The sequence below is a fragment of the Nonomuraea monospora genome (assembly GCF_039531895.1).
GTDB lineage: Bacteria > Actinomycetota > Actinomycetes > Streptosporangiales > Streptosporangiaceae > Nonomuraea > Nonomuraea monospora.
In genome coordinates this window covers 36,557-54,517 of record NZ_BAAAQX010000047.1, presented here as the reverse complement: position 1 = coordinate 54,517, position 17,961 = coordinate 36,557, and the positions used below count along the sequence as shown (strand labels likewise).

Annotated in this window: 20 protein-coding genes; 14 read left to right on the top strand and 6 right to left on the bottom strand. The window is 68.6% G+C overall.

Annotated features, from left to right (window positions below; genetic code table 11):
• Positions 1 to 618, bottom strand: a complete 618-nt coding sequence (locus tag ABD331_RS52395; protein ID WP_344493595.1) for a UdgX family uracil-DNA binding protein — start codon at positions 616 to 618, stop codon at positions 1 to 3.
• A gap of 99 nt (positions 619 to 717) precedes the next feature.
• Between ABD331_RS52395 and ABD331_RS52390 the strand changes: the two genes are divergently transcribed.
• The 5 genes from ABD331_RS52390 (at position 718) to ABD331_RS52370 (ending at position 5,670) form a co-directional block, all read left to right on the top strand.
• The gene (locus ABD331_RS52390; protein WP_148442044.1) at positions 718 to 1,422 is read left to right on the top strand and encodes an iron-dependent transcriptional repressor DtxR; all 705 of its coding nucleotides are present in this window, start codon (positions 718 to 720) and stop codon (positions 1,420 to 1,422) included.
• Between the two features lie 123 nt (positions 1,423 to 1,545).
• Positions 1,546 to 3,768, top strand: a complete 2,223-nt coding sequence (locus ABD331_RS52385) for an ATP-binding SpoIIE family protein phosphatase (protein WP_344493592.1) — start codon at positions 1,546 to 1,548, stop codon at positions 3,766 to 3,768.
• Between the two features lie 17 nt (positions 3,769 to 3,785).
• A complete protein-coding gene (locus tag ABD331_RS52380) occupies positions 3,786 to 4,547 on the top strand; it encodes an alpha/beta fold hydrolase (RefSeq protein ID WP_344493590.1) in 762 nt (253 codons plus the stop codon).
• A 59-nt stretch (positions 4,548 to 4,606) separates the two neighbouring features.
• Positions 4,607 to 5,044, top strand: a complete 438-nt coding sequence (locus tag ABD331_RS52375) for a hypothetical protein (protein WP_344493588.1) — start codon at positions 4,607 to 4,609, stop codon at positions 5,042 to 5,044.
• Positions 5,044 to 5,670, top strand: coding sequence for an HAD family hydrolase (locus tag ABD331_RS52370; RefSeq protein ID WP_344493715.1), 627 nt, complete (start codon positions 5,044 to 5,046; stop codon positions 5,668 to 5,670). Before ABD331_RS52375 ends, ABD331_RS52370 begins: the two co-directional genes overlap by 1 nt.
• Positions 5,671 to 5,721: 51 nt before the next feature.
• Here the strand turns inward: ABD331_RS52370 and ABD331_RS52365 are convergent, their stop codons facing one another.
• Complete coding sequence (locus ABD331_RS52365) at positions 5,722 to 6,189, bottom strand: NUDIX hydrolase (RefSeq protein ID WP_344493586.1); 468 nt, start codon at positions 6,187 to 6,189, stop codon at positions 5,722 to 5,724.
• 10 nt (positions 6,190 to 6,199) lie between these two features.
• Positions 6,200 to 6,955, bottom strand: coding sequence for a helix-turn-helix domain-containing protein (locus ABD331_RS52360; RefSeq protein ID WP_344493584.1), 756 nt, complete (start codon positions 6,953 to 6,955; stop codon positions 6,200 to 6,202).
• 199 nt (positions 6,956 to 7,154) lie between these two features.
• Between ABD331_RS52360 and ABD331_RS52355 the strand changes: the two genes are divergently transcribed.
• Together ABD331_RS52355 and ABD331_RS52350 are read left to right on the top strand one after the other, a co-directional pair.
• The gene (locus ABD331_RS52355; protein WP_344493582.1) at positions 7,155 to 7,463 is read left to right on the top strand and encodes a hypothetical protein; all 309 of its coding nucleotides are present in this window, start codon (positions 7,155 to 7,157) and stop codon (positions 7,461 to 7,463) included.
• Positions 7,464 to 7,739: 276 nt separating this feature from the next.
• Positions 7,740 to 8,276, top strand: a complete 537-nt coding sequence (locus ABD331_RS52350; protein WP_344493580.1) for an NUDIX hydrolase — start codon at positions 7,740 to 7,742, stop codon at positions 8,274 to 8,276.
• A gap of 83 nt (positions 8,277 to 8,359) precedes the next feature.
• Here the strand turns inward: ABD331_RS52350 and ABD331_RS52345 are convergent, their stop codons facing one another.
• Together ABD331_RS52345 and ABD331_RS52340 are read right to left on the bottom strand one after the other, a co-directional pair.
• Positions 8,360 to 8,635, bottom strand: coding sequence for an SdpI family protein (locus ABD331_RS52345; protein WP_344493578.1), 276 nt, complete (start codon positions 8,633 to 8,635; stop codon positions 8,360 to 8,362).
• Between the two features lie 15 nt (positions 8,636 to 8,650).
• The gene (locus tag ABD331_RS52340; protein WP_344493576.1) at positions 8,651 to 8,812 is read right to left on the bottom strand and encodes a hypothetical protein; all 162 of its coding nucleotides are present in this window, start codon (positions 8,810 to 8,812) and stop codon (positions 8,651 to 8,653) included.
• A gap of 222 nt (positions 8,813 to 9,034) precedes the next feature.
• Between ABD331_RS52340 and ABD331_RS52335 the strand changes: the two genes are divergently transcribed.
• Positions 9,035 to 10,012: a mycothiol transferase gene (locus ABD331_RS52335; protein WP_344493574.1), complete on the top strand. Its 978-nt coding sequence runs from the start codon at positions 9,035 to 9,037 to the stop codon at positions 10,010 to 10,012.
• Between the two features lie 19 nt (positions 10,013 to 10,031).
• On the opposite strand, the gene ABD331_RS52330 is transcribed toward ABD331_RS52335, so the two are convergent.
• Positions 10,032 to 11,177 carry an acyl-CoA dehydrogenase family protein gene (locus ABD331_RS52330; protein ID WP_344493572.1) on the bottom strand — a complete coding sequence of 382 codons (1,146 nt, stop codon included), beginning with the start codon at positions 11,175 to 11,177 and terminating at the stop codon, positions 10,032 to 10,034.
• Between the two features lie 281 nt (positions 11,178 to 11,458).
• On the opposite strand from ABD331_RS52330, the gene ABD331_RS52325 reads away from it, so the two are divergent.
• The 6 genes from ABD331_RS52325 (at position 11,459) to ABD331_RS52300 (ending at position 17,755) form a co-directional block, all read left to right on the top strand.
• On the top strand, positions 11,459 to 12,730 hold the full coding sequence (locus ABD331_RS52325; protein ID WP_344493570.1) for a hypothetical protein: 1,272 nt from the start codon (positions 11,459 to 11,461) through the stop codon (positions 12,728 to 12,730).
• Positions 12,730 to 13,539 (top strand): class F sortase, encoded by an 810-nt coding sequence (locus tag ABD331_RS52320; RefSeq protein WP_344493568.1) that lies wholly within the window; start codon positions 12,730 to 12,732, stop codon positions 13,537 to 13,539. The genes ABD331_RS52325 and ABD331_RS52320 overlap by 1 nt, the downstream gene beginning before the upstream one ends.
• 545 nt (positions 13,540 to 14,084) lie before the next feature.
• A complete protein-coding gene (locus ABD331_RS52315) occupies positions 14,085 to 14,999 on the top strand; it encodes a hypothetical protein (protein WP_344493566.1) in 915 nt (304 codons plus the stop codon).
• Between the two features lie 3 nt (positions 15,000 to 15,002).
• The gene (locus ABD331_RS52310; RefSeq protein WP_344493564.1) at positions 15,003 to 15,761 is read left to right on the top strand and encodes a class F sortase; all 759 of its coding nucleotides are present in this window, start codon (positions 15,003 to 15,005) and stop codon (positions 15,759 to 15,761) included.
• A gap of 14 nt (positions 15,762 to 15,775) precedes the next feature.
• Complete coding sequence (locus ABD331_RS52305; protein ID WP_344493562.1) at positions 15,776 to 16,552, top strand: hypothetical protein; 777 nt, start codon at positions 15,776 to 15,778, stop codon at positions 16,550 to 16,552.
• Between the two features lie 57 nt (positions 16,553 to 16,609).
• Positions 16,610 to 17,755 (top strand): acetyl-CoA C-acetyltransferase, encoded by a 1,146-nt coding sequence (locus ABD331_RS52300; protein ID WP_344493560.1) that lies wholly within the window; start codon positions 16,610 to 16,612, stop codon positions 17,753 to 17,755.
• Positions 17,756 to 17,961: the final 206 nt, after the last annotated feature.

The window sequence follows — 17,961 nt, the reverse complement described above, 5'->3', positions numbered from 1 at the left end:
TCAGGCGACGCGGGCCGCCGCCTGGAGGTCGGCCAGGAAGCCCGCGTACGCCGCGTCCCTGTCGGGCGCCCGCAGCACCGCGGACGGATGGATGGTCGCCACCGCCAGCGCGTCACCGAGCGGCACCGCCTCGCCCCGATGCCGCGTCACCTTGAACGAGCGCCCCAGCAGCGACCGCGCGGCCGTCGCGCCGAGCACCACGACCACCTCGGGCCGGACCGCGGCCAGTTCAGCGTTGAGCCAAGGCCGGCAGGCGTCGATCTCCGAAGCCGTGGGCTTCTGATGAATCCGTCTTTTCCCCCGAGGCGTGAAAGAGAAGTGCTTGACGGCGTTCGTGAGGTAGACATCGCCTCGCTCGATTCCCGCCTCCTGCAACCCCTTGTCCAGAATGCGGCCCGCCGGGCCCACGAACGGATGCCCCTGGCGGTCCTCCTGGTCGCCCGGCTGCTCGCCGACGAGCATGAATCTCGCCTGCTGCGGGCCCTCTCCGAACACCGTCCGCGTGGCGTTCCTGTACAGGTCGCAGCCCTCGCAGCAGGCCGCCGCGCTGCGCAGCGAGTCAAGATCGAGACGGTCGGGAAGGAACTCGGCCGCCCCATTGTTGCCGTCCTTAACCATCGTCGGTCGTTCTCCCAATAGGGTTCCCTGTGACTCCTGTGCCCGCAGCGGACGGGCTCAGTCCCACGACCGGCGTATACCATTCACTTGGGAGGAGCCTTGACCGCACACGGCTTGATCGACACCACGGAGATGTATCTCCGTACCATCTACGAGCTTGAAGAAGAGGGCATCGTCCCGCTGCGCGCGCGCATCGCCGAGCGCCTCCAGCAGAGCGGCCCCACTGTGAGCCAGACCGTGGCACGCATGGAGCGCGACGGGCTCGTCCGCGTCGAGGGTGACCGCCACCTGTCGATGACGGAGCTGGGCCGCACGCTCGCCACGCGGGTGATGCGCAAGCACCGCCTCGCCGAGTGTCTGCTCACGCAGGTCATCGGCCTTCCGTGGGAAGAGGTGCACATCGAGGCGTGCCGCTGGGAGCATGTGATGTCGGAGTCCGTGGAGTCGCGTCTGGTGACGCTGCTCGACAACCCGACGGTGTGTCCGCATGGCAACCCCATCCCCGGGCTCGCCGAGCTGGGCGCCAGAGAGCCGGTGGAGAGCGCTGACGACGTGCTGACGACGATGTGCGACCTGGCCGGCACACGCGACACACCGGTAGTCGTGCGTCGAATTAGCGAACAAGTGCAAAGCGATCCTGCTGTGATGCTTAAACTCAAGCAAGTTGGGATACAACCCGGACGCGAGGTGACGCTCGCGGCGAGCGACGACGGTGTACGGGTGACAGGTGACGGTGACGCGAAGGATACTCCCGCGGAGCTTCCGCGCGATGTCGCCGCGCACGTTTTTGTCTCCAAGCGCTGACGCGCGCGCGACTACTTGGTTGAATCCCTCCTGGGAGGCCCTCCACTCTCCCCTGGCCAAGACTGTTGCAGGAGCGCTCGTGGTCCGCTTTGCATACACGCCACCCCGAGGAGTGGTCTCCGGATGAAGCGATGGGGGGATCTGTCACAAGAAGCGGCTGATCACCTTGCTGCCGGGTCCGTGCTCGACCACGCCGAAATGGCCGTGGTCGTCACCGACCGTTTCAGCAATCTCCTCTATTGGAATCCATTCGCCGAGAAACTCTTCGGCCGTCAGGGTAAGTCGCCTTCGCGCGACTCGTCCGTCCTGTCCCTCGGGATCATGGAGAAGGACCACCCGATGGCGATCGAGCTCGCCAAGCACGTGCTCAAGGGCGGCGTCTGGGAAGGCACGTTCGACGTCAGGCGCGGCGACGGGACGATCGTCTACGTCCGCGCGCAGGCCGTGCCGCTGCGCCCAGCCTCGGGCGCGGTGACGGGGATCGTCATCACGGCCCGTGAGGCGCTGCGCAGCAACGAGCGGGAGAAGGACCGCTTCGGGCTGCTGGAGCGCATCGGCGAGCGGCTGGCGGGCTCCCTCTACGTCGAGGAGACGCTCAAGCGCGTCGCCGAGATGCTCGTCCCCCAGTTCGCCGACCACTGCTTCATCGAGTTGATGGAGGGCGACAGGCTCGTCCGCAGGGTCTCGCAGCACGTACAGGGGTGGACGCCACCGTCGGGAACATGGAAGCCGGTGGGCGCGGAGATCCGCTACCCCTCCGGCCACTACGCTGACACCGCCTTCCGCCGCCAGGAGACCATCCTGGTGGAGAACTTCGCCACCAACCGCAGCCCCGCCCCCCACGAGAACAGCGCGCGCCTGTGCGGCGAGATCGGCATGACCTCCGCCATCGTCGCGCCGCTGCTGGTGCGGGGGGAGACGCTCGGCCTGATGTACCTCGGGCTGTCCAACCTCACCGACCGCCGCAGCCCCCACTACGACGCCTTCGACCGCGACTTCGTGGGCGCCATCGCCACCCGGGTCGCGCTCGCGATCGACAACGCGCTGCTGTTCGAGGAGGAGCGCCACACGGCGGAGTCGTTCCAGAAGTACCTGCTGCCCCGGGCGCTGCCGCAGCTCGACGGCCTGCAGATCGCCGTGCGCTACTACCCGGCCGCCCCGCTCGCCTCCCACGGGCAGGGCATCCAGACCCAGGTCGGCGGCGACTGGTACGACGTCATCCCGCTGTCCGCCGGCCGCGTCGGCATCGTCATCGGCGACGTCGAGGGCAGAGGCGCCAAGGCCGCCGCCATCATGGGCCAGCTCAGGGCCGCGCTGCGGGCCTTCGCCCAGGACGACAAGTCGCCCGCCGACATCCTGGCCAGGCTCGACGAGTGGACCCGCATCATCGCCACCCCCGAGCAGGACGACAACGGCACCGACGTCAGCGTCCCGCCCATCGTCACCTGCCAGTACCTCGTCTACGACGCCTGGTCGCGCCAGCTCTCCTTCGCCAACGCCGGCCACGCCGCGCCGCTGCTGCTGGTCGACGGGCAGTGCGTCGAGCTCGACATCGAGGAGGTCGGCCAGCCGCTCGGGGTGCGCGCCAAGGGCCTGCACGCCGACCTGGTCTACAAGGAAGAGACCCGCACGCTGCCGCCGGGCGCGGCGCTGCTCCTCTACACCGACGGCCTGGTCGACCGCCGCCCCGGCCGCGACGGCCGGATGCCGAGCGAGGCCGAGACGCTGGGCGTGCTCTGCGAGAAGCTCGCCAAGATGTCCGACGCCGAGGTCGAGCGCATCGCCGACGCCGCCACCGTCGCGGTGCCCGGCGAGATCGACGACGACATGGCCATCCTCGTGGTCCGCTCCAGCGACGTCGACCTCGACGTGGAGTCCCGCACGTTCCCCGCCCAGCCCATCATGGTCGGCGAGGCGCGCCGCATGGCCGCCGAGGCGTTCGCGAGCTGGAACGTGCCCGAGGAACGCGCCGAGCTCGCCTGCCTGCTCGTCTCCGAGGTCGTCACCAACGTGGTGCTGCACGCCGCCACCGCCGGGGTGCCGCGCAGGGAGCTGGTCGTGGAGGGGCCGCCGCTGCCGTTCGAGGAGTCCTGGGACATGCCGGGCTTCGAGGACGAAGTCGTCGGCGACAAGGAGTTCACCCTGCGCTTGCGCAGGGGCGAGGAGGCCGTCTGGGTCGAGGTCTTCGACCAGGACCTGCGCCTGCCCCGCATCCGCAGCGCCGGCGAGAACGACGAGGGCGGGCGCGGCCTCTACCTCGTCGACCAGCTCGCCAGGCGCTGGGGGTCACGTCCCACCAGGGAAGGCAAAGCCGTCTGGTTCGAGATTCCCACCCGTGGTCGCTGAGTGATTCACTGGCGGCCATGGAGCTGGCCTTCGAACGCCGGGGCACCGGCACGCCACTGATCCTCATCCACGGCATCGGCCACCACTGGCAGGGCTGGCTGCCCGTCCTCGACCGGCTCGCCGCCGCGCACACCGTGTACGCGGTCGACCTGCCCGGCTTCGGCGTATCGCCCGAGCTGCCGCCCGGCGTGCCGTACACCGCCGAGTCGCTCGCCGACGCGATCGAGTCGTTCTGCGCCAGGCTCGCCATCCGCGACCCCCTGGTCGCCGGCAACTCCCTGGGCGGCTACATCGCCCTGGAACTGGCCTCACGCGGCGTCGTACGCGCCGCCACCGCGTTCTCCCCGATCGCCTTCTGGTCCCGCGCCGAGCTCCTCTACTGCCAGGCGATGCTGCGCGTCATGCGCGCCTCCGCCCGCGCCATGCCCCTCGAACAGCTCGAGAACCCCTACGTGCGCACGGTCGCGGCCGGGCTCCTCGTCGCCCACCCCGCCAGGCTCGACCCGGCCGCCCTGATGGCCGCCACCCAGGCCCTGGGCGCGGCGCCCGGCTTCGAGGAGACGCTGGAGTCGTTCGGCGGGCTCATGCCGCCCGCGCCGCCCAAGTCGCCGATCACCATCGCCTGGGGCGAGCACGACCGCTTGCTGCTGCGCCGCCAGGCGGTGCGGGCGGCCCGGTGGTCGGGGCAGCGGGTGAAGCTGATGAAGGGGTGCGGGCACGTGCCGATGAGTGATGATCCTTCGCTGGTGGCCCGCGTCATCCTCGGAACGGGGGCGTGACGCTGTACGGTCGCACACGTGGGTGGTACGCGCACCACGTGTGAAGGAGAACGGCGCGGATGCGAGACACGATGCGGCATGTCATCGGCGCGGTGGTGGGGCTGGCGGCGTTACCGGTGATCTACTACGGCCTCGCCATCGCGTCTCATCGGCTGCTGGATCGCATAGGCGACTTCGACGTCTCGTCGGAGGGGACCGGCCTTTATGTGACGATGCTGGTCGGAGTCGGAATCGTGCTCGCGGTCCTGGCCGGATGGCAGTTGCTCTCCCCGCTCGCGCCGCTGCTCGCCGGAGCGGGCTTGTCCCTGGTGGGCGGGATCTGGGCGATCGACCCCGGAGCTGCCGTTCTCGAACTGGTGAGCTTTCCGGCGGCTTCCGGTCTTGTGGGGGCTTCGGGGGTTTATCTGCTCATCGGGGTCATGATGCTGCTTCTGGCCTTCGTACCGTCGCGCTGGCGCTCCCGCCGCGCCGCCGCTCCCGACGGGCTCAGCCCGTGATGTACGTCTTCGACGTCGGGGAGACCATCCTGCGCGACGACCGCTACTGGGCGGCCTGGGCCGACTGGCTCGACATTCCCCGCCACACCCTCTCAGCCCTGGTCGGCGCCGTCGTGGCCCAGGGGCGGGACAACGCCGACGCTATCCGGTTGCTGCGTCCGGGAGTCGACTTGGACGCCGAGTACGCCGAAAGGGAGGCGGCCGGTCGCGGGGAGCGCGTCGAGGAGGAGGACCTCTATCCCGACGTGCGGTCGGCGTTCGCCGCGCTGAGGGCGGCCGGTCACCACGTGCTGATCGCCGGGAACCAGACGGCGCGCGTCGCCGAGTTGCTGGGGGCGCTGGATCTGCCCGTGGATGGGATCGCCACCTCCGGCCAGTGGGGTGTCGCCAAGCCGGATCCGGCGTTCTTCGCCCGGCTGATCCAGTTCGCCGGTGCTGCGCCCGATCAGATCGTGTACGTCGGCGACCACCCGTCCAACGACGTCATCCCAGCCAAGGCCGCCGGTCTTCGGACGGCTCATGTGCGCAGGGGGCCGTGGGGCCATCTATGGGCTGACGGTCAGGAAGCCGCAGCGGCCAACTGGCGTGTCGACAGTCTGACGGAACTTGCCGACACCGCCGGCTGATCTGCGCAACACCTGCCGGACCATGATCCCCTTATTCAGAGCTCCGGCAGGTCAATCAACGTGCGAACGCCGCCCCCGCAGGTAGTCGTCGAGCTGCCGCCACTGGGTGGGATGGATGTCCAGAGTGCGCAGTTCGCCCGGCTCGACCCACCGCACGTCGCTCGCCTCGTCGTTCGCCTCAGGCCGCCCACCGACCGGACGCGCGATCAACATGACCTCGTACTCCTGGCGAACCTCGCCATCGGTGTAGGCCACGATGTGCCCGGGATCGGAGTAAATGCCGAGAATACCGACCGGCTCAACCCGGATGCCGGTCTCTTCCTCGGTCTCTCTCACGGCGCACTGCGAAGGCGTCTCACCGATCTCCATCTTGCCCATCGGCAGAGCCCACTGGCCGGTGTCCCGCCGGCGCTGCATGAGGATGCGTCCCGCGTCGTCCACGGTGACCGTCCCGCAGGCCGGCACCAGGCTGTTCGCCTTCGGGGCTTCAGGGTCGTTCCAGTACTCGACTCGTCCCATGAGCTGCCTTTCAGATCTCCGCGCCGGACCACGGAACGGCTCCGGCCCAGACCCGTTCGAACGACGACAGGTAGTGCTCGGCCATCGTCCCGCCATCGAGGCGGCGGAAGTGGAAGGTCGGATTCGCCGAGGCCGGCTCTCCGTACGCATGCGGGTTGACCAGGAGGTCATCGTCGTAGCGGAACAGCGAGGCGTACAACGTCGTCGAGTGCAGCCGCATCTCGCAGCCGTCCAGCTCGGGCAGCGACCGGTAGTAGGTCAGAGATGACCGGATCTTGGCGGCCAGCGTTCCGCCGAGTCCCTCCTCCCGGTCACGCGTCTCGACGGACTGAGCGTTCGGGTCGCCGAAGCACAGCCTGATCGCGACACCGCGCGCCGCCGTCTCGGCCAGCAGCCGTGCGATCTTGGGCTGCGTCTGGGCGAAGAACGTCCCAGAGAAGACCAGCACGTCCACCTTCTGCTGAACATCGCTCAGGAGCCGCAACCACACTTCCCGAGGAACGCTGGCACGATCGGGGAAGACCTCCACCAGCTCCGATCGGTTTGCTCCACCCCGGCGGGCCTGACTGCTTTCCAGCACGTCAGGCCACAGGTACGTCTCGTCAGCGGTCAGTAGCTTGGCCGCCGCCCACCGATGCCGGCGATGCGGTACGCGCCCTGTGTTGATCCACCGTTCGACCGTCTTGGGCTCCACACCGCACGTCTCGGCAAGGTCCTCCAGGGCCACGCCGTGGCGGAGCATCGCTGTGCGTAGGCGTTCGTTCACACATCCCAGTGGACGCGAATGTACCGGGACGTTTCAAGGCCACGGCGGGACGTTTCTCCGTGACTCAACACGTCCCGACAACGGGCTGCGGCGAAGTTCAAAGGTCCCGCCCGCCTGGCTTCACTTGGACGCACTGGTTCCCGCAGCACTGGAGGTAGGTGGAATGAATCCAAGTCAACCGGCGGCCGCTCTCGTGCGCATGGTGTTGCCGCTCGACGCGGCTGAGGAACTGCAGCGGGAGCTGAGCCACATGGGCATCCCGAGCGACGTCCATGAGGGCTACGGGCTGGCCCTGGTGTCGGTATGGGTCGGCCTGGTCATCTGGTGCGATCGCGAGCGGTTCTGGTGGCGAACAGGCTGGGACGCGAGCCGCAAGCGAACGATCTACGCCTGGCATCCCGTCCTTGAGCCCATGAGAGCCGCTCACCGTGTTGCCCGCCGCTACACGGACGTGCGTGCGTCCTCTTCGAGCCCGACGCTGGTTGCCGGAGCGCAGCCGTGCAGGTGACCGTGGCGCAGGTGATCGGGGCCTTTCTGGGATGGCAGGTGTACGACCTGGCCGGAGGTTGGGCGGCCGTCCGTACGAACCTGCTGCCCAGGGCGAGCGGACTGTCGAACGTACGTTGTGGAGAGACCTTGGAGGAGCTCGTCAGGCATCTGGAATCCGAGACCCGGCACCGACCCTAGTTGGACACGCTCTGCCGACGTGGAACATGTGCGAAGTTCCCGCCGGAGTCCGGCAGTCGATTGCGGCGGCCCGGCTGACCTACTTCCATGGGGTGGCATGACCGTCACTCGCCAGGAGATCGCCGCCATCCTCGGCCGCTACCTCGAAGCTCACCCCGACCGCGCCACCGACGTCGGACCGCTGGCGCAAGCCCTGGCGCGGGGCGGGCAGGACCTCGCCTCCCGCAGAACTCTGCCCCTGCACGTCACCGCCAGCGCCGCGGCGATCGACGACGCCGAGCGGGTCCTGATGATTCATCACCGCGGCCTCAACCGCTGGTTGCTGCCGGGCGGGCACGTCGAGCCCGAGGACCACAGCCTGTACGGTGCGGCGCTGCGCGAACTGGCGGAGGAGACCGGGCTGCGGTGGCAACACGCCGTCTCCCCGCTGGCGCCCGTGGACATCGATGTCCACGACATTCCCGCCAACCCGTCCAATGGGGAGCCTGCCCACCTGCACGCCGACTTCCGGTTCGCGTTCCGGGTAGAGCCGTCCGCCATCACGATCCAACCCGAGGAGGTCACGGCGTTCGCATGGAGGCCGCCTACGGACCTGCCGACGCCGTGCTTGGGCGCGAGTGTCGCTGCGGTCTGACCGTAGCCACCCGACGCACCGCTACTCAGGCACGTCCCTCGCTGCGCGGACCCCCTTCACCCCACCGGCGATCACCAGCGCCATCATGCCCCCGAGGGCGACGAGTGCCACCGCGACCCGGCCGTCGCCCCCAGCATGAGCCACATCACCACTGCCCCCGCCAGCACGACACCGCCCCCGGCCATGGTGGGAACGCCCGCCGCCCTGTTGGCGACGCGGAAGGCGGCGTCGCTGCGCATCGTGGAGCGCGTACGCACTCCCGCGACGTTGTTACGCGGCAACCATCCGATCCGGCCGAAAAACCCCAAGAGAGTAAGAACGAGACCGGCGAGCGCGAGCACGAGTGGCAGAGCCTCCATCGGCGCCTCGCAGTCCTAGATCTTGGTCTGGCCCCAGAGCAGCAACATGACCAGCACGAACACGATCACCACACCGGCATAACCGATCGGCCCCAGCCGGATCGCCCGCCGCACGCGGTTGAGCAGCCAGGCGAACAGCACCGCCAGAAAAATCAGAAGGATCAGGCCGCTGTCCATATCGTCCAGTATGCGGCCCGGCCGGGTTGTGCGCGCGAAACCGGCCCACCCCGGACGATCGCCCGACTGACCGGAAGCCACCGCCAACGCCGAACGACAGAACGGCGAGGTCGCCGCGCAAGGCCGCATTCCAGTCATTCGTTCGGCCAGGCCCGCCTGCCCGCGTACGGATGACTACCTTCTGGGACGTCCCCCGCTCAACACGCATCGGAGTGTGCCCCCATGGCCCTGCCCACGAAACAGGTGGTCGTCGTCCGCGCCGACCTGCCCCACGGCTGGGCGGTGAACGCCGCCGCCGTGCTCGGCCTGAGCTTGGGCAGGCGGCTGGCCGGCCCGCCGCCGCAGGACGACAAGGACGCCTCGGGCGGCATCCACGCCGGGCTGGACCCGCACCCGGTGCCCGTGCTGAGCGCGACGGCCGAACAGCTTCGTGAGCTGCATGACAAGGCCGGCGGCCGGGAGGACGTGGTGACCGTGGGCTTCAACGAGGTGGCCCGCCGATCCCGGGACTACGACGACTATCGCGCCGCCCTCGCCGCCACACCGGGCGAGGAGATCGAGTACGTCGCCATCGCGCTGTTCGGCCCGCGCAACCGCGTCACCGCCCTCACCAAGCACCTGCCGCTGCACGCTTCGCCGACGCCCCCGCACCCAGCCGCCGAGGGCAGGAGAGGAGACCTCTTCCCCGCGCCAGGGGACCGCCGCTTCACCGGCCCCGCGACGGGCGACGAGCGGCGGCTCCTGCTCGAAATGCTCGGCTACCAGCGCGAGACCCTGCGCCTGAAGTGCTCAGGCCTGCACACGGACGTGGCCCGGCGCGCCGTCGAGCCCTCCACCCTGTCGTTGCTGGGGCTGGTGCGGCATCTGGCCGATGTGGAGCGGCGCTGGTTCAGGTGCGTGCTGGCCGGGCAGCAGGCGCCGCCGCTCTTCTCCTCCGAGGCCGACCCCGACGGGGACTTCGACGGGGCCGTGCCCGAGCCCGAGGTGATCGAGGCGGCCTGGCGGGCGTGGGAGGGGGAGGTGGCGTTCGCGGAGGAGTTCGTGGCCGGGGCCGCCCACCTCGGGCTCGAAGGGCATGACGCCTGGCGCGGCACCGTCTCGCTGCGCTGGGTGCTCATGCACCTGATCGAGGAGTACGCCCGCCACAACGGGCACGCGGACCTGCTCCGCGAGCGGATCGACGGGACGATCGGCCTGTGACGGACGCACTGTCCGTGGATCAGAACCCGAACGACCTGCCGATGATCTCCTTCATGATCTCGGTGGTGCCGCCGTAGATCGTCTGCACCCGGCTGTCGAGCCACGCCTTCGCCACGGGGTACTCGGTCATGTAGCCGTACCCGCCGTGCAACTGCACGCAGCGGTCGATCACCTTGGTCTGCAGCTCGGTCGTCCACCACTTCGCCTTGGCCGCGTCCACCGCCGTGAGCTGCCCGGCGTTCAGCGCCAGGATGCACTTGTCGACGTAGTGGCGGGCGATCTCCGTCTCGGTGGCCAGCTCCGCCAGCACGAACCGGGTGTTCTGGAACGAACCGAGGTTGCGGCCGAAGGCCTGGCGGGTCTTGCAGTACTCGACGGTCTGCTCCAGCACCGCCTCCGCCGCGGCCACGGCCGCCACGGCGATCGACAGGCGCTCCTGTGGCAGGTTGTGCATGAGCTGGAAGAAGCCCTCGCCGTCCTTGGGGCCGAGGCGGTTGGCGACGGGGACGCGTACGTTGTCGAAGAACAGCTCGGCCGTGTCCTGCGCCTTCAGCCCGACCTTGTCCAGGTTCCGCCCGCGCACGAAACCATCCATGCCGCGCTCCACCATGACCAGCGTGGTGCCCCTCGCGCCTGCCTGCGGGTCGGTCTTGGCCACCACGACGACCAGGTCGGCGTTGATGCCGTTCGTGATGAACGTCTTCTGGCCGTTGACGACGTAGTGGTCGTCCTCGCGGATCGCGGTGGTCCTGATCCCCTGGAGGTCGCTTCCCGCGCCGGGCTCGCTCATCGCGATCGCCGTGATCAGCTCACCGGACGCGAAGCCGGGCAGCCAGCGCTGCTTCTGCTCGTCGTTCGTGAGATCCACGACGTACGGGGCCATGACGTCGTTGTGCAGCGAGAAGCCCAGGCCGGTGGCGCCGCTGCGCATGACCTCCTCGACGACCACGGCGTTGAAACGGAAATCCTTGACACCCGAGCCGCCGTACTCCTCCGGCACCGAGAAGCCGAACATGCCCAGCTCGCCGGCCTTCTTCCAGACCTCGCGGGGGACGATGCCGTCCTTCTCCCACTGGGGGTGGTGCGGGACGACCTCGCGGGTCATGAAGCCGCGCACGGCCTCCTGGAAGAGGAGGTGTTCGTCGTCGAAGAGGTCTCGCTGCATCAGTCGCCTCCGCTTGCAGAACAGGATTCTGTTACCGGAAGGTATACCCGGCGGTGGGGGCTGGGGACACGGGTTCATCACAAGTGCCGGATGTAGCGGGTTTCGGCATGTGTTGCCGGTGTTTCGACTCTAAGATCTACCCTCGGTCTGGTATGTGGGGGATCGGAGTCTCCGTGAGACGGTGGCACAGGGCGTTATTCGCTGCATCCTTGGGCGTGGCGGCATCTGCTGGGGTGGTCGTAACAGCGCAGATCCCTAGTCAGGCGGCCGAAACCTCGCTGGTGATCGACTATCACTGTACGGGCGGCGTCGCCGGCAGCGGCGTGGACCTCGAAGCGAAGATGACTCCGCAGGTCGCCTCCGGCGGGCTCAACGTCCGGTGGGACATGTCCTACAAGGGCCAGGCGCTTTTCGGCTCGCCCGGTTACTTCGACGCCGGCTCCAGGCTGGAGCTCGAGGGCGTCGTGGACATCACTGGTGCGTGGGAAGGCCAGCTCAAGCCCAGGGGCGCCAAGGAGCAGGAGCAGCTGGTGCCCGGCAGCCAGCTCGATCTGCCCAGCGGGCTCTCCTACAGCGCCATGTTGACGGAGACGGGCACGATCCGTCTCAAGCCGGGCGCCCTGAACGTGAGGTTCACCCCTGCCGCCAGCGAGCGGGTGGTCAACGACACCGATGCCGCTGTCACGTACCCCGCAGGGACCTGGGCTCTGGAGCATCCCAGCGAGGAGTTCGAAGACCACCATCACGACCTCCACACGACCAGCGAGAAAGACGCAGTGGCCAAGCTGACGTTCAGGGGCACGAAGGTGGCCTACCTGGGCAGGCGTGGGCCGGGGCTCGGCCAGGTGCAAGTGCTCCTCGACGGCGCGCCTGTCACTCCGCTGCTGGTGGAGCCGGGTATCGACCCTGACACGCAGCGACCGCCCACCGGAACTACGACTCAAGTGGTCCTGTGGGAGACCAAGAACGCGCTCGAGTACAAGGAGCACACCCTCGAGATCAAGAACTTCGAGGGCAAGCCCGTCCACGTGGACGCGTTCAAGGTGACCATCGGCAGGCTCACGCAGCCGCCGGACCAGGACAAGGCCACCTGCACCATCCAGAACAACCCGGGCACCATCGACGTCGCCATCGGCAGCACCGGCACCCAGACCCCGACGGACGACCCGACGGACGACCCCACCGACGACCCCACGGACGACCCCACCGATGACCCGGACGACCCGGACGACGACCCGGGCACCGACAACAACGGATCCGGCGACCACGACGGCACCGTCGGCGGCGACCAGGTCAGAGTCGTCACCCCGACGACCACCAGCACCACCACGGCGACGGTCACCCCGAAGAGCACCGGCCCCACCGCCACCAAGTACTACCGCGCCCAAGTGGCCAACACCCCCAGCGGCGGCGTCGAGACCGGCGTGGCCCCTGACGAGGAAAGGCCCCCGTTCGGCCTCATGGCCGGCGGGATGGCGCTGGTGATGGGAACCGCCGGCGGCGGGCTGCTGCTGCGGCGACGCAGGGCCGAGCATGCGGGAGGAGCGCTCTGATGGAGGAGCAGGAGCAGCAGCAGGAGAGGACGCCGATGCAGCGGGCGCTGCCGGGCCTGCTCATCGCCGGCTCGCTCGGCGGCATCGGCCTGGTCATGGTGAGCCTGCTCTCGCTGGCGCCGCCCCCCGTGGATGACGGCTCGGGCTCGGGCAAGCCGCTCGCCGCGCCCCAGGGCGCGCCGTCCACGGTCGAGATGTCGAACGCGGGCGCGTTCATCCTGCCGCCGACGGTCGGCCCGGGCGGCAAGGACGTCCCCCTGACCCCGGCCCGCCTGGACGCGCCACCCCCGCTGGCGGCCGTGCCGGTCGTGCCGTCGATCCCCAAGACCACGGCCAAGGCGGGCAAGACGGCGCCCAAGCCGACCCGCATCAAGATCCCCAAGATCAAGGTGAACGCGCCGATCGGCTCGGTCACGGTGAGCAAGAAGGGCGTCCTCGGCACGCCTCCGCTCAGCAAGCCGAACCGGACGGGCTGGTACAAGGGCTCGCCGGTGCCGGGGGAGACCGGGCCGGCGATCATCAACGGGCACGTGAGCACCCGATCGGGGCCTGCCGTCTTCGATCGGCTGCGGGAGCTGGCTAAGGGTGACCAGATCTACGTGTATCGGTCGGACGGTAAGGTCACCCGGTTCACGGTTAGCGGGATCGAGCAGGCCAGCAAGAACTCGTTCCCGACGAAGCGGGTGTACGGCAACACCAGCAACTCTCAGCTCAGGCTTATCACTTGCGGTGGGGTCTATAACAAGACGACTCACCACTACACGGACAACATAGTTGTGTACGCAACGTTGTCTAAGAAGAAGGGTTGAGAGGGAAAGTTGGGGTGGATTTGCCGGTTTACGGGAAGTTGACAGGGACAGTTCGTAGGATCTCAACCTAACCGTGACCAACGGCTGGAATTCTGGCACGACTGTTGAGCTGGCTTTGAAACGGAGAAGGACCCGTGCTTATGTCCCAGGTGGGGCGCCGCCTCGCCCGTAAGACGTCCGCTATGGGGCTTGCGAGCGCGCTGGTCCTCTTTGCTTGTGCGGTCCTCGCTTGGTCGTCTCCGGCTCAGGCCGCAGCAGCGGACCCGCTGAAAATTACATACAAGTGCTCGAACGGCTACCTAGCGGCCGAATCGGTGATTGTGACGGCCACTCCGCCTACGTCTGTGGAGCCTTCTAAGGCTGCCACGATTGAGTGGACCTTCCCGTCCATGATTGCTACGAAACCAATCGCTGCCCAGGCGTCGGTTAGCACTGCAGGCGGCGATCTCACGGTTACGGGCGGCAACCCATCGCCGGTGGAGGGCGCAGGCAGTGGCACGGTCACCACGCCAGTTGTGGCGAACGGGGCGTACACACCTCCGAAGATGACCGGGACGGTCAACGTGACCGCCACGACTGGTGGCAGCCTCGTCCTGACTCCGGTGACTACGGCCGCAACCACATTGCTCACCATCACCGTGGCGGGTGAGCAGACGACTTGCACCTATGTGTCAGCGGCTCCTACAAGCACAACGATCCCTGTGCAGGCGGGTGGCGGTGGCGGCACTGGGGATGACATCCTCACCTACGACTGCGACCTCACTGACGCCACAAGCACTGACACCAACTATCCCGCCGACGTGGACATCAAGGTCGCGATGACGACCCCCACTAGCGCGAGCGCGAACGCCGATGCCTCAATCACGTGGACCGGTACCCTTCAGACGACTGGCGACCCGCTCAAGGCCCCCACCACAGGCTGGCCCACTTCGGGTGCGAAGTTTTTCGCCACAATCAAGGCGAGCGGCGCGGGCACCCCGGCCACCGCAACCGGCGAGGCTGCGCTGTCCACCAGCATCACGGCGGGGGGAGACATCACACTGCCCACCTCCGTCACTATCAAGGTCAAGCCCACCACCACGGGCACCGTGACGCTTACGCCAGGCGACCTTGCCTTCGGTACCACGTCAACCAACCCCGTGATCAAGTGCCTCGCGCCAACCGCGAACGTCAAGACGTGGACCTTCACGGTCGGTGGCTCGACGAGCCCCAGCCCCAGCCCGAGCCCCACCACCGACACCACCACCCCCCGCCCCACCACCACCCGCCCCTCCACGGTGACGATCCGGCCCACCAGCAGCACCACGCGAAAGTCCACCACCCCGAAGGCGGGCGCGGACACCGGTGCCGGTGGCACGATGGGCCCTGACGGCCGGCTGTTCATCCTCACCGGCACAGCCCTGGTGGGCGCTGCCGCGGTAGGCGGGCTGATGATGCGACGTCGTTCGATCAAGGGCTGACCGGTGTCGAGCTACTACCCGTACGGCGGCCAGAACCAGCCGCCACCCCAGGACAAGGGCAGCACCGCACTCAGGGCGGTCCTGATCACGGCCGCGATAGCCGGCGTGGTGACGGTCGTGGCGGGCCTGCTGATCGTGTTGAGGTCCCCCGAGGAGTACGGCCTCCAGAGCAGCAGCAGGGACACCCTGAACCTGCAGGCCCAGCCGAAGCAGTCGGCGCAGCCTGAGCAGGCGTGGTTCCAGGCGCCGGCGAACGTCCCGCCGCCGCTGCCGCAGATCACCCCGGCGCCGCCCATGCTGCCGTCCACGCCGGTCAGGCTGGTGATCGAGCGGCTGGGCATCAACGCCCCGATCCAGTCGGTCGGTCTGAAGAAGGACGGCTCGATCCAGGTCCCTCCGTCGGAGAACCACAACCTGGTCGGCTGGTACAGGAACATGTCCACGCCGGGTGAGGTGGGCCCCGCCGTCCTGCTCGGGCACAAGGACACCCGCACTCGCGCCGCCGTCTTCGCCCGCTTGCCGGAGCTGAAGAACGGCGACACCATCGAGGTCAAGCGCCAGGACAAGACGACCGCGGTGTTCACGGTCGGCGGCGTGGAGCAGGCGGACAAGAAGACCTTCCCGACCCAGCGCGTGTACGGGGAGCAGCAGAACGCCCAACTGCACCTCATCACCTGCGGTGGCACCTACGATCGGACCACCGGGCACTACACGGACAACGTCATCGTGTACGCCACGATGACGAGCTCTTACAGAAGCTGAGCGCGGAGGCGGGCATGGGCTGGTTGGCGAAGCGGAGACTGCGTACTGGCCCCACGGCGGCACTGCCCGCCAAACCGGATCCGGCCGAGCTGCTGCGCATCGTCCAGCTGGCCGACCCGAACGCGAGGCTGGACGGCGACGACGTCGTGGCGGTGGACGTCCGCGTGCATGCCCCCGTCGAGGCGGACAAGGAGCTGACCGGCGGCGAGCTGGAGCAGGCGTGGGCGGTCCGGGTGGCCGCCGAGGGGCCGCTGCCGCTCGACTTCTTCGACCGCTACCTGGCCGAGGGGCTGGCCTTCCGGCTGGGCGGGCTGGCGGTGTGCCGGGGCGAGGTGAGCGATCCGGCCGACGGCGCCGCTGAGAGCGGGCCTGCGGTGATTCTGCCGGTACGTCCGAGCGCCGAGGAGCTGGAACCCCTGCTGCAGCAGGATGAAGAGGACGAGTTCACGTTCACGGCCGGCGAGATCAGGGCGGCGCTGGTGCCGGAGAAGGGGCAGCCTCCGGCCGTACAGGAGCTGCTGCCTTTCGCGACCGAGCTGACCGCGATCGAGCTGCGCGGCGACGACCAAGTGAAGCTGGGCGCGCTGGCGCTGGAGCTGTCGGAGGCGCTGAACGGCATTCCCGTGGACCGCTGGCGCTTCCGGATCGACGCGCCGGAGGACCTCGTGGCCCCGGCCACAGAAGACGCGCAGGAAGACGTACAGGAGGACGCGCAGGAGGACGCGCAGGAGGACGCGCAGGAGGACGCGCAGGAGGACGTCGTACCCCCTGCGGACCCTGCAACCGAATGAGGTTCTGTTGTACCCTGCCACTAGTAACCGAATAATGCTCGGTTTCCAGGAGGCACTGTGGCAGAGGCGTACATCGTCGGGGCGGTCCGCACCCCGGTCGGCAAGAAGAAGGGCGGTCTTTCCACCGTCCACCCCACTGACCTGGCCGCTCACACGCTGAAGGCGCTGATCGACCGCACTGGCGTCGACCCCGAGGCGGTCGAGGACGTCATCATGGGGTGCGTCATGCAGTTCGGGCCCCAGAGCATGGACATAGCGAGAAATGCCTGGTTGTCCGCTGGGCTGCCCGAGACCACCGCCGGCGTCACCATCGACCGGCAGTGCGGCTCCTCGCAGCAGTCGATCCACTTCGCCGCTCAGGGCGTCATGTCCGGTACGCAGGACCTGGTCGTGGCCGGCGGCGTCGAGTCGATGAGCATCGTGCCGATGGGCTCGTCCATCACGGCCGCGCTGGAGAAGGGCATGCCCTTCCCGTTCGGCGAGAAGTGGGTGGAGCGCTACGGCAAGCAGGAGATCTCGCAGTTCCGCGGCGCGGAGCTGATGTGCGAGAAGTGGGGCTACACGCGGGAGGTGCTGGAGCAGTTCGCGTTCGAGTCGCACCAGCGCGCCGCCAAGGCCATCGCGAACGGCTACTTCAAGGACCAGATCGCCCCGATCAACGGCGTCGAGGACGACGAGGGCCCCCGCGCCGACACGACGCTGGAGAAGATGGCCGGGCTGAAGACCCTGAAGGAGGGCGGCCAGATCACCGCCGCCACCTCCTCGCAGATCTCGGACGGCTCCGGCGCCGTGCTCATCGCCTCCGAGCAGGCCGTACGCGACCACGGCCTGACCCCGAGGGCCCGCATCCACCAGCTCGCGCTCATGGGCGACGACCCCGTCTACATGCTGACCGCGCCGATCCCCGCCACCCAGCGGGCGCTGAAGAAGGCCGGCATGTCGATCGGCGAGATCGACGCCGTCGAGATCAACGAGGCGTTCGCCCCGGTGCCGCTGGCCTGGATGCACGAGCTCGGCGCCGACCCGGCCAAGGTCAACCCGAACGGCGGCGCGATCGCCCTCGGCCACCCGCTGGGCGGCACGGGCGCGATCCTTATGACCAAGCTGCTGCACGAGCTGGAGCGCACCGGCGGCCGGTACGGGCTGCAGACGATGTGCGAGGGCGGCGGCCAGGCCAACGTCACCATCATCGAGAGGCTCTAGCAAAGCGGCGAGCGCCGCCCCGGGCGTAACAAGGGGGCGGCGCTCGCCTAACTACCCATCCCGGTAGTTGCTTTATCGGCCCTTCGGCGGGATGCGGCGCGGCGGCGCGATGGGCCGCTGCGGCATCTTGGGCATCGGTCGCACCACGGGCAGCGTGGGGCGGCCTTTTTGCTTGTTCGAGCGTGCACGCATACGAGGCTCCTCTA

Bases quoted from the DNA above. Each gene is read 5' to 3' on its own strand.
- ABD331_RS52335 (WP_344493574.1), top strand. From the start codon at position 9,035: ATGGCCCTGCCCACGAAACAGGTGGTCGTCGTCCGCGCCGACCTGCCC.
- ABD331_RS52370 (WP_344493715.1), top strand. From the start codon at position 5,044: ATGTACGTCTTCGACGTCGGGGAGACCATCCTGCGCGACGACCGCTAC.
- ABD331_RS52340 (WP_344493576.1), bottom strand. From the start codon at position 8,812: ATGGACAGCGGCCTGATCCTTCTGATTTTTCTGGCGGTGCTGTTCGCC.
- ABD331_RS52365 (WP_344493586.1), bottom strand. From the start codon at position 6,189: ATGGGACGAGTCGAGTACTGGAACGACCCTGAAGCCCCGAAGGCGAAC.
- ABD331_RS52315 (WP_344493566.1), top strand. From the start codon at position 14,085: ATGACCGGGACGGTCAACGTGACCGCCACGACTGGTGGCAGCCTCGTC.
- ABD331_RS52375 (WP_344493588.1), top strand. From the start codon at position 4,607: ATGCGAGACACGATGCGGCATGTCATCGGCGCGGTGGTGGGGCTGGCG.
- ABD331_RS52320 (WP_344493568.1), top strand. From the start codon at position 12,730: ATGGAGGAGCAGGAGCAGCAGCAGGAGAGGACGCCGATGCAGCGGGCG.
- ABD331_RS52330 (WP_344493572.1), bottom strand. From the start codon at position 11,177: ATGCAGCGAGACCTCTTCGACGACGAACACCTCCTCTTCCAGGAGGCC.
- ABD331_RS52305 (WP_344493562.1), top strand. From the start codon at position 15,776: ATGGGCTGGTTGGCGAAGCGGAGACTGCGTACTGGCCCCACGGCGGCA.
- ABD331_RS52380 (WP_344493590.1), top strand. From the start codon at position 3,786: ATGGAGCTGGCCTTCGAACGCCGGGGCACCGGCACGCCACTGATCCTC.
- ABD331_RS52355 (WP_344493582.1), top strand. From the start codon at position 7,155: ATGGTGTTGCCGCTCGACGCGGCTGAGGAACTGCAGCGGGAGCTGAGC.
- ABD331_RS52385 (WP_344493592.1), top strand. From the start codon at position 1,546: ATGAAGCGATGGGGGGATCTGTCACAAGAAGCGGCTGATCACCTTGCT.
- ABD331_RS52345 (WP_344493578.1), bottom strand. From the start codon at position 8,635: ATGGAGGCTCTGCCACTCGTGCTCGCGCTCGCCGGTCTCGTTCTTACT.
- ABD331_RS52395 (WP_344493595.1), bottom strand. From the start codon at position 618: ATGGTTAAGGACGGCAACAATGGGGCGGCCGAGTTCCTTCCCGACCGT.
- ABD331_RS52350 (WP_344493580.1), top strand. From the start codon at position 7,740: ATGACCGTCACTCGCCAGGAGATCGCCGCCATCCTCGGCCGCTACCTC.